Here is a 13,735-nt window from a genome sequence, read left to right as displayed (position 1 = left end):
GTGGGCGGGGCGATCACGGGTTCAGGGCGTCGTAGGCGGCCTGCTTGATCTGCACGTAGGTCTCCACGCCGATCGAGGTCGCGGTCGTGATGTACGCGTCCCAGTCGGCGTCGTCGGCCGCGTCCTTCCTCCCCGTCCCGAAGTCCGCCATGGACTGCGTGAAGTGGTTCTCGAGGTTCGTCTCGATCTCGCCGATCTGCGCCGACTGGTCGAGGTCGTAGACGAGCGGGGGGACGCCGCTCTCCTTCGCCGTCGCGAAGGGCTCGACGAGCTGCGTGCCCGCGTAGAGGATCGGCTCCCCGGAGGGGGTCTCGTCGAGGATCGCCTCGCCGTGCCGCTGGTCCGTGGACTTGTAGAGCGGTCCCCACTCGCGCCAGCCCTGATTGGTGGCGTCCTCCGGGGTGGGGAGCATCTGGTAGACGGCCTGCCGGCCGTCGATGCCCTTCTGGCCCTCGGTCGCCCAGTCCCAGCCGACGCCCCGGCGCCCCCGCAGGGAGTTGGTGAGCGTGAGCTCGAACTGGTGGTCCGCCCAGCGGATCAGCTGCACGGGGTCCGGGCAGTCCGGGGTGATCACGAAGTTCGGGTAGCCGTAGGAGAAGTGGTCCCACTGGAGGGTCCGCACGCCGGAGGGGCCGGACATCGGTGCCATGGGCGTCATGATCCGGCCGACGTTGTCCGGGTCGGCGTAGTCGACGCTCGCCGCGAAGTGGAAGGTCGAGTAGCCGTAGGCGATGCCGAACCGCGGGCCGTCCTTCGCGTCGCCCAGCTTCTGGTACTGCTCGGGCGTGTTCGCGAACATCCCGGCGTCGAGGTTGCCGGCGGCGAACTGCCCCTGGAGCCAGATGATCCCCTCGCGGAAGGCGGGGTCCTGGTGGATCCACTCGAGCTTCTCCCCGCGGCGTCGCACCCACAGCTCGGGCATCTCCAGGAACGAGCCGAGGAAGAACTGCAGCAGGTTCGGCATCGTCTCCGCGGAGGTGGTGACGAGCGCGGACCCCTCGGGCTTCCCCGAGTAGCCGCGGAACTCGTCCATGAGGGTCTCGAACTCCTCGAGGGACTCCGGGGCGGTCGCGCCGACCCCGTCCAGCCATCGGCTGTTGATCCACGTGCGCACGTTCGCGGCCTTGCAGTGGTAGCAGTCGTTCATCGAGGGCACGGCGTACATCCGGCCGTCCGGGGAGGTGTACTGCTTCCGCACGTCCGGGAAGGAGGCGAACATGTCGAGCACGTGCGGGGCGTTCTCGTCGATCAGCCGGTCCAGCGGCAGGAACATGCCCTGCTGCCCGTAGATGCTGATCTCCGACGGGGTGAAGATGTCCTGGCCGACCATCAGCGCATGGGGCAGGTCGCCGCCGGCGACGATCGCGTTGACCTTGGTCCGGCCGTCCTCGCCCGCGGGGACCGTCACGTAGGAGACCTTCACGCCGGTCGTCTCCTCGAGCAGCTCCGAGTAGGCGTTGGTGGCCATGTCCATGTCCGGGTCGACCTGCGAGAGGATCGTGAACTCGGTGGTCCCGTCCCCGAACGGCTCGAGGTCCCGCGCCTTCGGCCCCACGTAGCCCTCGGGGTAGAGGACGCCCGGGGTCTCGGGCGCGATCTCGACCGCGAGCTCCGCGCTGCCCGGGACGTAGTCGTCCTCGGCGGTCCCGGTCCCGCCGCCGCTCCCGCCGCCGCATCCGGCGAGGACCGCCGGCGCGCCGGCCACGGCGGCGCCGAGCAGCGCGGAGCGGCTCAGGAACGCGCGGCGGCGCAGGGGGGACGCGGGCGGCGCGGCATCGCACGCGGGGCAGTCGGGGGCCTCCGGGGCTCCGGGCGGGGTGGGGCGAGGGTCGGTTCTGCTCATGGCGGGACTCCTTCGTCAGCGGGGAGCAGGGTGTGATCGACGACTCACGGAATATGACATACACCCGACCACTGGGGCAAGCATTCATCGGAGGAGTGATGGCGGTGTGCCTTCCGAGGTGAGCCGGGATCCGCCGATGGCCTCGCACGACAAGGGTGACGACAGGAATGTCCGGAGGGGGTGCCGAGACCCTTGCCCGGTCCACGCCTGTCCAGTAGTGTCCTGAGACATCCGAGGTCTGCGGATCGGTGTCGACCGCGACCCGGCGAGACCGCCACTCCTGCCAGGAAGCCTGTCGATGCCCACCTTCACGTCCCTCGACGTCACCGACGTCCGCTTCCCGACCTCGCAGTCCCTCGACGGATCCGACGCGATGAACCAGGACCCGGACTACTCCGCCGCCTACCTCGAGCTGAGGACCTCCTCCGGCGAGAGCGGCGCGAGCCTCGTGTTCACGATCGGGCGCGGCAACGACGTGCAGGGCGAGGCGATCCGGGCGCTCTCCCACCACCTGGTCGGGCGGGACGTCGACGAGGTGCTCGACGGCATCGGCCGGGCCGGCGCCGCGATGATCGAGGACTCGCAGCTGCGATGGCTCGGCCCCGAGAAGGGCGTCATGCAGATGGCGATCGGGGCCGTCGTCAACGCGCTCTGGGACCTCCGCTGCATGCGTGAGGGCAAGCCGCTCTGGCTCCTGCTCGCCGAGCTGTCCCCGGAGGAGCTCGTGGACCTCGTCGACCTCCGCTACCTCGAGGACGCGATGACCCGCGAGGAGGCGCTCGAGATCCTCGAGCGCTCCGCGCCCGGCCGCGCGGAGCGGATCGCGCGGCTCCGCGCGGAGGGGTATCCGGCCTACACGACCACCCCCGGTTGGCTCGGCTACACCGACGAGAAGATGGAGCGCTTGCTGCGCGAGGCCCGCGACGAGGGCTTCGACATGGTCAAGCTCAAGGTCGGCGGGGACCCCGCGGACGACCTCCGCCGCTTCGGCATCGCCCGGCGGGTCCTCGGCGAGGACTTCCCGATCGCGGCCGACGCGAACCAGCGCTGGGGCGTCGCCGAGGCCGTCGCGGCGATGGAGGCGCTCGCCCCCGCCTCGCCCTACTGGATCGAGGAGCCCACGAGCCCGGACGACGTGCTCGCCCACGCCGAGATCCGGCGACGCATCGCCCCGATCCGGGTCGCGACCGGGGAGCACGTCCACAACCGCGTGATGTTCAAGCAGCTCCTGCAGGCCGGGGCGGTGGACGTCGTCCAGATCGACGCGACCCGCGTGGGCGGCGTGCACGAGAACCTCGCGATCCTGCTGCTCGCCGCGAGGTTCGACGTGCCGGTCTGCCCCCACGCCGGCGGCGTCGGCCTCTGCGAGATGGTCCAGCACCTCGCGATGCTCGACTACGTCGCCATCAGCGGCACGATGCAGGACCGGCGCATCGAGTACGTGGACCACCTCCACGAGCACTTCGTCGAACCCGCGATCATCGAGGCGGGCCGCTACCGCGCCCCGCTCCTCCCGGGCGCCGGCGCCCGCATGCTCCCCGACTCCCTCAGCACCCACCGATTCCCCGACGGCCCCGTCTGGAGAGGACTCCTCCGATGAGCACCACCGCCCCCGCCCCGACCCCGCAGGACGAGCACGCCGATCCGCGGGCCTGGTTCGACCTCGGCCGCTTCGGCCTGTTCATCCACTTCGGCCTCTACGCGATCCCCGCCCGCCACGAGTGGGTGATGTCCCGCGAGCAGCGCACCCCCGAGGACTACGAGCGCTACGCCGAGCTGTTCGACCCCGACCGCTTCGACGCCCGGGCGATCGCCCGGGCGGCCCGCGCGGCGGGGATGCGGTACGCCGTCCTCACCACGAAGCACCACGAGGGCTTCTGCCTGTGGGACAGCGCGCTCACCGACTACACCTCCGTCCGGGCCTGCGGCCGCGACCTCGTCGCGGAGTTCGTCGCCGCGCTGCGGGAGGAGGGGCTGAAGGTCGGCTTCTACCACTCGCTCATCGACTGGCACCACGAGGACTTCACGATCGACCGCGTCCACCCGCTGCGCGAGCACCCCGACCGTGCGGCGCTCGACGCGGGCCGCGACATGGCCCGCTACCGCGAGTACCTCCACGGGCAGGTGCGCGAGCTGCTGACCGGCTACGGCACGGTCGACTACCTGTTCTTCGACTTCACCTACCCCGGTGAGGGCGGCAAGGGCCCCGAGGACTGGGACAGCGAGCGGCTGCTCGCCCTCGTGCGCGAGCTCCAGCCGGGCATCATCGTCAACGACCGCCTCGGGCTGCCCGGCGACCTCGTCACCCCCGAGCAGTACCAGCCCGTCGGCCCGATGGTGGGGCCGGACGGCCAGGAGGTGCGCTGGGAGTCCTGCCAGACCACGAACGGCTCGTGGGGCTACGACCGCGACAACCACGACTTCAAGAGCGCGGACCTCGTGCTGCGCATGCTCGTGGACTCCGTCGGCAAGAACGGGTCGATGCTGCTGAACGTCGGCCCCGACGGCCGCGGCGGGCTGCGTCGCGAGGACCTGGCGCTGCTCGGGGAGATCGGCGACTGGATGCACCTGCACGGGGACGCGGTGCACGGGGCGGGGCCGGCCCGCGGGATCGAGGCCCCGCAGGGCACGATCCTCACCCGGCGCGGTGACCGGCTCTACGTGCACCTCACCGCGTGGCCGATGCAGAACCTGCATCTGACCGGCCTGCCGGGCGGCGTGCGGGCGGCGCGGCTGCTGCACGACGGCTCCGAGGTCGCCTTCCGCGTGACGGAGCAGCCCGAGCACTCGGTGCACGACAACATGGCCATCGACGGTCTCGCCCCCGGCACGGTGACCTTCACGCTGCCGATCCGCCGGCCGGAGGTGCTCCTGCCCGTGCTCGAGATCCGCCTCGAGCCCGAGGCCCGCGCATGACGCGCACCATCGCCCTGCACACCCGGATCGCCGAGGGAGCGGAGGCCGACTACGTGCGGGAGCACGCGGTCGTGCCCCCGGAGCTCGACGCCGCGCTGCGCCGCGCGGGCGTGCACGGCTGGCGGATCTGGCGCGACGGCCGCGACCTCTTCCACCTCGTCGAGGTCGAGGACTACACGGCCATGCGCCGCACGCTCGCCGCGGATCCCGCGAACCAGCGCTGGCAGGAGCACATCAACCGCTTCCTCGAGGTCGCGGACTCCTACGACGCCGAGGACGACGGCATCGAGCACGTCTGGTCCCTGCCCGCCACACCCCCGACGGAGCAGGCATGAGCGGGACGCTGCGGCCGACGGGGCCGACGGGGCCGACAGGGCCGACAGGGCCGACAGGGCCAGCGATGCCTGCGATGCCCACGATGGGCTTCGGCGCGGCCCAGCTCGGCAACCTCTACCGCCGCACCACCGACGCGGAGGCCCGCGGCGCCGTCGAGGCCGCCTGGGAGGGCGGCATCCGCCTGTTCGACACCGCACCCCACTACGGTCTCGGCACGAGCGAGCGCCGGCTCGGGGCGCTGCTGGCCGGCCTCCCGCGCGACGAGCTGCTCCTCTCCACCAAGGTGGGGCGGCTGCTGCGCCCCGGCCGCGGGGGAGGGGACGACCTCGAGAACGGCTTCGCCGTGCCCGACGACCTCGAGCGCGTCTGGGACATGAGCGAGCAGGGCGTGCGGCGCAGCCACGAGGAGTCCCTCGAGCGGCTCGGCACCGACCGCGTCGACACGCTCTACCTCCACGACCCCGAGGAGGGCCCCACCGAGCAGGCGCTCGCCGAGGCGCTCCCCGCCCTCGCGGCGATGCGCGAGGAGGGGCTCGTCAGCCGGGTGGGCGTCGGCTCCAAGGACGTCGACGTGCTGCTGCGCGCCGTCGGCACCGGGCTCGTCGACCAGGTCATGCTCTCGGGGAGATACACGCTGCTCGAGCAGCCGGCCGCCGCGGCGCTGCTCCCCGCCTGCCTCGCGCGCGGGGTCGAGGTCGTCGCGGTCTCGGTCTTCAACTCCGGGATCCTGGCCCGGCCCACCGTGCCCGACGACGCCACCTACGAGTACGGCGCCGCCCCCCGGGAGATGCTCGAGCGGGCCCGCACCCTCGCCGCGGCCGCCGAGCTCCACGGGATCGAGCTGCCGGACCTCGCGATCCAGCACCCGCTGCGGCACCCGGCGATCACCACCGTGGTGCTCGGCATGCGCACCGCGCGCCAGGTGCGTGAGAACCTCGCCCGCGCCGCGGCGCGGGTCCCCGAGGAGCTCTGGGAGCAGATCGGTGCCTGACCCCGACGCCGCCCCTCCCGTCGGCCCGCCCCCGGACGACGACCCGTCCTCGGCCGAGGGGCCGATCGCCGACGGCCACCTGCACCTCTGGGAGCGCGCGCCCGGTCGCTTCGGCTGGCTCGAGCACGCCCCGCCGGCGCTGCGCCGCGACGCCCGCTGGTCGCAGGCCGCGGCCGGGCTCGTCGGTCTCGGCGTCACGCGCGTGGTGCTCGTCCAGGCGGAGGACTCCCTCGCCCAGACCCGCGAGCTCGAGACGGCCGCCGCCGCGATCGAGGCGGATCCCTCGGCCGTCCGACGGGCGGACGTCGTCGCCTGGCTCCCGCTCGAGGACCCCGCCGCCGTCGCCCGGATCCTCGAGGACCCCCGCGCCCTGCCGCGCACCGTCGGCGTGCGGGCGCTCGTCCACGACGACCCCGACCCGGGAATGCTGGATCGGCCCGCGGTGCGCCGCAGCCTCGCGCTCGTCGCCGAGGCGGGCCTCGCGCTCGACGTGCCCGACGCCTTCCCCCGCCATCTCGGGCAGGCGACGACCCTCGCCCACGAGGTCCCGGGCCTCACCGTCGTGCTCGACCACCTCGGCAAGCCCCCGCTCGGGGATGCGGGGGAGGGCGGCCCCCTGGAGGAGTGGGAGCGGCGGCTGCGCGCCTTCGCTGCGGCGCCCGGCACCGTCGCCAAGGTCTCCGGGCTCCGCACCAGCGGTTCAGGTCCGCGCGCGGGCCAGCTCGAGCGGGTGCTGGACCTCGCCCTCGAGCTGTTCGGCCCGGAGCGCCTGATGATCGGCAGCGACTGGCCGATCGCCCCGGAGCCCTTCACGACCGGGAGCGCGTTCGCGCCCCTGATCGACCTCGTGCGCTCGCGCGGCGCCGACGTGGCGGAGCAGGTGCTGCACGGGACGGCGACGCGCGTGTACCGGCGCCGCGGGGAGGGCTGAGCAGGGGAGGGAGCAGCCGCCGTGCCCCGGGGGCGAGGGCGGTCGTGCTCAGTCGGCGCTGTCGGACCCCGTGGCATCGGAGCCGGTGGCGTCGGACGCGGCGGTGTCGGACGCGTCAGTGTCGGACACGGCAGTGTCGGACACGGCGGTGCCGGGCCCCGGGACCGCGCCGGTCGCCGTGCGGTGCACCCAGCTCTCGACCCCGGCGATGTGCGCGGCCGCGTGCACGCGGGCGAGGTCACCGCGTCCGCTGTGCAGCGCGTCGAGGATCCGACGGTGCTCGGCGACCGTCCGCTCGACGGCGTCGTCCTCCGTGATGCCGCGCCAGACCCGGGCCCGGGAGGTGGCGCTCGCGAGACCGTCGAGCATCGAGCGGAGATACGCGTTCGGGCAGCGGGAGACGATCAGCCGGTGGAAGGCGATGTCCGAGGCGACGAGCTCCTCGACGTCGGACGCCCCGCCGAGTCCCACCGTGAGCCGCTCGAGCTCCGCGAGGTCCTCCGCCGTCAGGGCCGGGCAGGCCTGCTCCACGGCCGTCGGCTCGAGGAGGCGGCGCACCTCGAGGATCTGCCCCTCGGCCGAGCCCTGATGGAGGTCCAGCATGAAGGCGAGGGACTCCACGAGGAGGTCCGGGGCGAGGGACGTGACATAGGTGCCGTCGCCCTGGCGCACGTCGAGCACGCGGATCACGGACAGCGCCTTGACCGCCTCGCGCAGCGAATTGCGGCTCACGCCGATCCCCTCGGCGAGCTCCTTCTCCGGGGGGAGGCGGTCACCGGGGGCGAGCTCCCCGGACTGGATCATCCGGCGGATCGCCTCGATCGCACGATCGGTCACCGCGAGCGCTGCCGTCATCAGGGTCTCTCCTGGGGTCGGGGGCGGGGGAGGGCCGACCCCTCGGATCCTAGTGCCGGGAGCTCGACGCACACAGGCGGGGCACAGGCGCGACGGCGTCGTCACGCCCGCGGCGAACAGCACTGACCCCTCCGGGATTCGCGCGTAGTCTCGATCCATCACCACCACGAATGGGGGAGGACCATGTTCGAACGGTTCACCGACCGGGCCCGCCGCGTCGTCGTCCTGGCACAGGACGAGGCTCGCCTGCTCAACCACAACTACATCGGCACCGAGCACATCCTGCTCGGCCTGATCCACGAGAACGAGGGCGTGGGCGCGAAGGCCCTCGAGGCCCTCGGTGTCACGCTCGACGCCGTCCGCGAGCAGGTGCGCGACATCATCGGCGAGGGCAACCAGACGCCGAGCGGGCACATCCCCTTCACGCCCCGGGCGAAGAAGGTGCTCGAGCTGTCCCTGCGCGAGGCGCTGCAGCTGGGCCACAACTACATCGGCACCGAGCACATCCTGCTGGGTCTGCTGCGCGAGGGCGAGGGGACGGCCGTCAAGGTCCTGTCCCGCCTGAAGGCCGAGCCCGCCGCCGTGCGCCAGGAGGTCATCGAGCGCCTCTCCGGCTACCAGGGCAAGGAGCCGGCCGCCGCCGGCGGCCCCGCCGAGGGCCAGCCCGCCGGATCGCTCGTGCTGGATCAGTTCGGCCGCAACCTCACCCAGGCCGCGCGCGAGGGCAACCTCGACCCCGTGATCGGGCGCGAGCACGAGGCCGAGCGCGTCATGCAGGTGCTCAGCCGCCGCACCAAGAACAACCCGGTGCTGATCGGTGAGCCGGGCGTCGGCAAGAGCGCCGTCGTCGAGGGCCTCGCCCAGTCCATCGTCGCCGGGGACGTCCCCGAGACGCTCAAGGACAAGCAGCTCTACACGCTCGACCTCGGCTCCCTCGTGGCGGGCTCCCGCTACCGCGGCGACTTCGAGGAGCGCCTGAAGAAGGTGCTCAAGGAGATCCGCACCCGCGGCGACATCATCCTGTTCATCGACGAGATCCACACCCTCGTCGGGGCCGGTGCCGCCGAGGGCGCGATCGACGCGGCCAGCATCCTCAAGCCGATGCTCGCCCGCGGCGAGCTGCAGACCATCGGTGCGACCACGCTCGAGGAGTACCGCAAGCACATCGAGAAGGACGCGGCCCTCGAGCGCCGCTTCCAGCCGATCACGGTGGACGAGCCCTCGATCGTCCACACCATCGAGATCCTCAAGGGCCTGCGGGACCGCTACGAGGCGCACCACAAGGTGACCATCACCGACAGCGCACTCGTCGCCGCCGCGAACCTCGCGGACCGCTACGTCAACGACCGCTTCCTCCCGGACAAGGCGATCGACCTGATCGACGAGGCCGGCGCGCGCCTGCGCATCCGCCGCCTCACCGCCCCGCCGGAGCTCAAGGCCTTCGACACCCGCATCGAGGAGACGCGGAAGAAGAAGGAGGAGGCGATCGACGGGCAGGACTTCGAGCTCGCCGCGAGCCTCCGCGACGAGGAGCAGAAGCTCAAGACCGAGCGCGACGAGAAGGAGAAGGCCTGGCGCCACGGCGAGTCCGACGCCGTCACGACCGTCTCCGAGGAGGTCATCGCCGAGGTCCTCGCGGCCTCGACGGGCATCCCGATCGTCAAGCTCACCGAGGAGGAGTCCTCGCGGCTGCTCCACATGGAGGACGAGCTGCACAAGCGCGTCATCGGCCAGGACGAGGCCATCAAGGCGCTGTCCCAGGCGATCCGCCGCACGCGTGCGGGTCTGAAGGATCCCAAGCGCCCCGGCGGCTCGTTCATCTTCGCCGGCCCCACGGGCGTCGGCAAGACCGAGCTGGCCAAGGCCCTCGCCGAGTTCCTCTTCGGCGACGAGGACTCCCTCATCCAGCTGGACATGTCCGAGTTCGGCGAGAAGCACACGGCCTCGCGCCTGTTCGGCTCGCCCCCCGGGTACGTCGGCTACGACGAGGGCGGCCAGCTCACCGAGAAGGTGCGCCGCAAGCCGTTCAGCGTCGTGCTGTTCGACGAGGTGGAGAAGGCCCACGTGGACATCTTCAACTCGCTCCTGCAGATCCTCGAGGACGGTCGCCTCACCGACTCGCAGGGCCGGGTGGTCGACTTCAAGAACACCGTCATCATCATGACCACCAACCTGGGCACCCGCGACATCGCCAAGGGCGTGTCGATGGGCTTCCAGGCCGGCGGCGACCTGTCCACGGACTACGAGCGGATGAAGTCGAAGGTCCACGAGGAGCTCAAGCAGCACTTCAAGCCCGAGTTCCTCAACCGCGTCGACGACGTGGTCGTGTTCCCGCAGCTCTCGCAGTCGGAGATCGTCGAGATCGTGGACCTCATGGTCGCGAAGCTCGAGACCCGCCTCGAGGAGAAGGAGATGAGCCTCGCGCTCACCGCCCCGGCGAAGGCCCTCCTCGCGGAGAAGGGCTACGACCCGGTGCTGGGCGCCCGGCCGCTGCGCCGCACCATCCAGCGGGACATCGAGGACGTGCTGTCCGAGAAGATCCTCTTCGGCCAGGTGCGGGTGGGCGACGAGATCGTCGTCGACGCGCAGGGCGAGGGACTGCTCGGGGAGCTCACCTTCTCCCGTCGCGGTGAGGACGGCTCCCTCGAGCCGATCAGCGACACCATCGACGTGGAGCGGATGACCGAGGCGCGGTCGGACGAGGTCGCGCATCCGGACGCCGACGGGCGCACGGACGCGGACTCCTCCGACAGCGCGGAGGCCAACGCCTCCTGATCGCCGCGGGCCGGTCCCCACCCTCCGGGGCGGGGGCCGGCCCGTCCTCAATCCGGGCACGCGCCCGGGGAAGCGAGCGGCAGCCCGTGCAGCACTTCCTGGACCAGGTGCTCCACCTCTCGGGAATCCTCGAGGAGTGGATCCTCGGCGTCGCCGACGCCTGGTGGGTGCACCTGATGGTGTACCTCTTCGCCGCGTTCGACGGCTTCTTCCCGTCCGTGCCCAGCGAGTCGACGATCGTCACGCTCTCCTCGCTGTGGGCCTCCTCGGGCCGCCCGTCGATCATCCTCGTGGGCCTGGCCGCCTGGCTCGGTGCCTGGACCGGTGACAACCTCGGCTACCTGCTGGGGCGGACCATCGGCTGGCAGCGCTTCCGCTTCCTGCGCGAGGGCAAGGGCCGCCGGGCGGTCGAGGCCGCCGATCGCGGCCTGCAGCGGCGCGCGCTGATCTTCCTCATGACGGCGCGCTACATCCCCTTCGGCCGCACCGCCGTGAACCTCGTGGCCGGGGCAGTGCGCTACCCGCACCGCGAGTTCTGGCCGCGCTCGCTGCTCTCGACCTTCGTGTGGGCCGTGTACTCGTGCGCGATCGGCTCCCTCGCGGGCGCCTGGTTCGAGGACAACCACCTGCTCGCGATCACCGTCGCGCTCATCGCCGCGGTGGTCCTCGCGCTCGTCGTCGAGCGCGTCATCAATGCCGTCCACCGGGTGCTCGACCGGCGCGCCGACCGTCGTGCCGCCGAGGAGGGCGCCCCCGGGGCCGACGACGCCGCCGGCACCCCGTCCGAGGACGCCGCCGGTGCCGGCACCGATGCCGGGATCGATGCCGACCGCACCGGGCACCTCGTCGCCCCCGGCGCCGACCCCAGCTCGTCCCCCGAGGAGACCCGTCCGTGACCATCTCGATCCGTCTCGCCCTGCCGGCCGACGTCCGCGGCATCAACGCGCTCGTGGAGCCGCTCGCTCACGGCGGGATCCTGCTGGGCAAGGACCTCGTCTCCTTCTACGAGGCGGTCCAGGAGTTCCTGGTCGCCGTCGACGAGGACGGGACGGTCGTCGGCTGCGGGGCGCTGCACGTCATGTGGGAGGACCTCGCCGAGGTGCGCACCCTCGCCGTGAGCGACGCCCTGCGCGGCACCGGCACCGGCCACCGGATGCTCGAGGCGCTGCTGCAGCGCGCCCGGGACCTGGGCCTGTCCCGCGTGTTCTGCCTGACCTTCGAGACGGAGTTCTTCTCCCGCCACGGCTTCGAGGAGATGGAGGAGGTCGTGGACCCGGAGCTGTACAGCCAGCTGCTGCGCTCCCCGGACGAGGGCATCGCCGAGTTCCTCGACCTCGCCCGCGTCAAGCCCAACACCCTCGGCAACACCCGGATGATCGTCCACCTCTGACCGCCGGCCACGGCGACGGCGGAGTCGTCGCCCGCGGCCTCACCGGGCCGCGCGGGCCCGCTCCACGTGCGAGCGGGCATGGTCGATCGCCGGGTCCAGCTCGGCGAACAGGTGCCGGCGGTGCCGCAGCGCGGAGAGCACCCCCACCTGCCGCAGCAGCGCCGTGTGCTCGGGGCGCACGCCCTTGACGAGCACGGTGATGCCGCGCCGCTCGAGACCGGTGACGAGATCGGAGAGGATCCGCGCGCCCGAGGCGTCGACGAGCTCGAGACCGGACATGCGCAGGATGACCACCGTCGTGTGCCCCATCCCCATGACCTTCGCGTGGACGCGATCCGCGGAGACGAAGAACAGCGGCCCGCGCAGCCGCACCTGGATGATCTCCTCGTCGCCGGGCAGCGCCCGCTCGGTGCTGATCGGCTCGATCGTCACCTCGGTGGTGCGCGAGAGCGAGCGCAGCGCGAGGACCGCCGCGAGCACCACCCCGATCAGCACCGCGGCGATGAGGTCGAAGGAGATGGTGATCAGCGTCGTGATCACGAAGGTGAGGCCGTCGGACCGGGTGGAGCGCAGGAGGGTGCGCACGGTGGCCAGGTGCACCATCCGCACCGCCGTCAGCATGAGCACCCCGGCGAGGGCCGCGAGCGGGATCCGCCCCACGGGTCCGGCGGCGACGAGCACCACGGCGAGCAGCACGAGCGCATGCACGATCGCGGCGAGCCGGCTGCGGGCTCCCGAGCGGATGTTCACCGAGGTGCGGGCGATCGCGCCGGTCGCCGGCATGCCGCCCACGAGGCTCGCGCCGAGGGAGGCGACCCCCTGGCCCACGAGCTCGCGGTCCGGGTCGTCGTCGCCGGTGTCGGCGAGGCCGGCGGCGACGCGCGCGCTCAGCAGCGACTCGATCGCGGCGAGCGCGGCGACGGTCGCCGCGGCGGGCAGCAGGGCGCGCGCGGTCGTGAGGTCGAGAGTCGGCAGCGACGGCGAGGGGAGCGTCGAGGGGATGGTCCCGATGAGGGCGAGCGGCGAGGGCAGCAGCGCCGCCAGGACGGCGACGACGGCGATGCCGAGGAGGGAGCCCGGGATCGAGGGGTGCAGCCGCGGTGCGAGGACCATGCAGGTGACGACCACGGCGACCGCGCCGAGGGCCCACAGCAGGTACCGGGGATCGGCGGCGGCGAGGGTCTGACCGGTGGCGATGATCGCCTGGGAGGAGAGCTCCCCCGGCCCGGCGCGCTGAGCGGAGGTCAGCAGCGGCAGCTGCTGGAGGAAGATCGTCACCGCGATGCCGAGGGTGAAGCCCTCGATGACCGGCCAGGGGATGATGCCGATGACACGGCCCAGACGCAGCACCCCGGCGAGCAGCACGATCAGCCCGGCGAGGAGGGTGACGGCGGCGACCGCTCCGGGTCCCCGCTCCGCGACGATCGGGACGAGCACGACGACCATCGCGCCGGTGGGACCGGAGACCTGCACGTTCGATCCGCCGAGCACCGCGGCGAGCACGCCGGCGACGATCGCGGTGACGAGGCCCTGCTCGGCGGTGAGCCCGGAGCTGACGCCGAAGCCGAGGGCGAGGGGGAGCGCGACGATGCCGACGGTCACGCCGGCGAGGAGGTCGCCCCTCCAGGTGCGGCGCAGGTCGCGGTACTCGCCGGGGCCGGGGAGCAGGGTGAGGGCGTGCCGCAGCGCGGCGGGGGC

At 72.5% G+C, this 13,735-nt stretch carries 11 protein-coding genes; 8 read left to right on the top strand and 3 right to left on the bottom strand.

Going from position 1 to position 13,735, the window contains the following annotated elements:
• Positions 1-13: 13 nt before the first annotated feature.
• On the bottom strand, positions 14-1,843 hold the full coding sequence (locus tag NLU66_RS13645) for an extracellular solute-binding protein (RefSeq protein WP_259360185.1): 1,830 nt from the start codon (positions 1,841-1,843) through the stop codon (positions 14-16).
• A gap of 298 nt (positions 1,844-2,141) precedes the next feature.
• Here NLU66_RS13645 and NLU66_RS13640 point away from each other — a divergent pair, with 298 nt between their 5' ends.
• The 5 genes from NLU66_RS13640 (at position 2,142) to NLU66_RS13620 (ending at position 7,017) form a co-directional block, all read left to right on the top strand.
• Complete coding sequence (locus tag NLU66_RS13640) at positions 2,142-3,443, top strand: enolase C-terminal domain-like protein (RefSeq protein ID WP_259360184.1); 1,302 nt, start codon at positions 2,142-2,144, stop codon at positions 3,441-3,443.
• Positions 3,440-4,759, top strand: a complete 1,320-nt coding sequence (locus tag NLU66_RS13635; protein ID WP_259360183.1) for an alpha-L-fucosidase — start codon at positions 3,440-3,442, stop codon at positions 4,757-4,759. The genes NLU66_RS13640 and NLU66_RS13635 overlap by 4 nt, the downstream gene beginning before the upstream one ends.
• Positions 4,756-5,094, top strand: a complete 339-nt coding sequence (locus NLU66_RS13630; RefSeq protein WP_259360182.1) for an L-rhamnose mutarotase — start codon at positions 4,756-4,758, stop codon at positions 5,092-5,094. The genes NLU66_RS13635 and NLU66_RS13630 overlap by 4 nt, the downstream gene beginning before the upstream one ends.
• 65 nt (positions 5,095-5,159) lie before the next feature.
• Positions 5,160-6,086 (top strand): aldo/keto reductase, encoded by a 927-nt coding sequence (locus NLU66_RS13625; RefSeq protein WP_259360181.1) that lies wholly within the window; start codon positions 5,160-5,162, stop codon positions 6,084-6,086.
• Complete coding sequence (locus NLU66_RS13620) at positions 6,079-7,017, top strand: amidohydrolase family protein (RefSeq protein ID WP_259360180.1); 939 nt, start codon at positions 6,079-6,081, stop codon at positions 7,015-7,017. The genes NLU66_RS13625 and NLU66_RS13620 overlap by 8 nt, the downstream gene beginning before the upstream one ends.
• 48 nt (positions 7,018-7,065) lie before the next feature.
• Here NLU66_RS13620 and NLU66_RS13615 read toward each other — a convergent pair whose 3' ends face one another.
• Positions 7,066-7,872, bottom strand: a complete 807-nt coding sequence (locus NLU66_RS13615) for a FadR/GntR family transcriptional regulator (protein ID WP_259360179.1) — start codon at positions 7,870-7,872, stop codon at positions 7,066-7,068.
• Positions 7,873-8,055: 183 nt separating this feature from the next.
• Here NLU66_RS13615 and NLU66_RS13610 point away from each other — a divergent pair, with 183 nt between their 5' ends.
• The 3 genes from NLU66_RS13610 to NLU66_RS13600 all read left to right on the top strand — a co-directional run bounded on the left by NLU66_RS13610 (position 8,056) and on the right by NLU66_RS13600 (position 12,037).
• The gene (locus NLU66_RS13610) at positions 8,056-10,647 is read left to right on the top strand and encodes an ATP-dependent Clp protease ATP-binding subunit (RefSeq protein WP_259360178.1); all 2,592 of its coding nucleotides are present in this window, start codon (positions 8,056-8,058) and stop codon (positions 10,645-10,647) included.
• 86 nt (positions 10,648-10,733) lie between these two features.
• On the top strand, positions 10,734-11,543 hold the full coding sequence (locus NLU66_RS13605) for a DedA family protein (RefSeq protein ID WP_259360177.1): 810 nt from the start codon (positions 10,734-10,736) through the stop codon (positions 11,541-11,543).
• Entirely contained in the window at positions 11,540-12,037 is a 498-nt protein-coding gene (locus tag NLU66_RS13600) for an amino-acid N-acetyltransferase (protein WP_259360176.1), read from the top strand. Before NLU66_RS13605 ends, NLU66_RS13600 begins: the two co-directional genes overlap by 4 nt.
• A 39-nt stretch (positions 12,038-12,076) precedes the next feature.
• Here NLU66_RS13600 and NLU66_RS13595 read toward each other — a convergent pair whose 3' ends face one another.
• Positions 12,077-13,723: a SulP family inorganic anion transporter gene (locus NLU66_RS13595; protein WP_259362597.1), complete on the bottom strand. Its 1,647-nt coding sequence runs from the start codon at positions 13,721-13,723 to the stop codon at positions 12,077-12,079.
• Positions 13,724-13,735 lie beyond the last annotated feature (12 nt).

It is taken from the genome of Brachybacterium sp. NBEC-018 (genome assembly GCF_024860185.1).
In the GTDB taxonomy this organism is placed as follows: Bacteria; Actinomycetota; Actinomycetes; order Actinomycetales; family Dermabacteraceae; genus Brachybacterium; species Brachybacterium rhamnosum.
The sequence above is the reverse complement of the archived record's forward strand: the minus strand, read 5'-3'. Positions and strand labels throughout refer to the sequence as shown.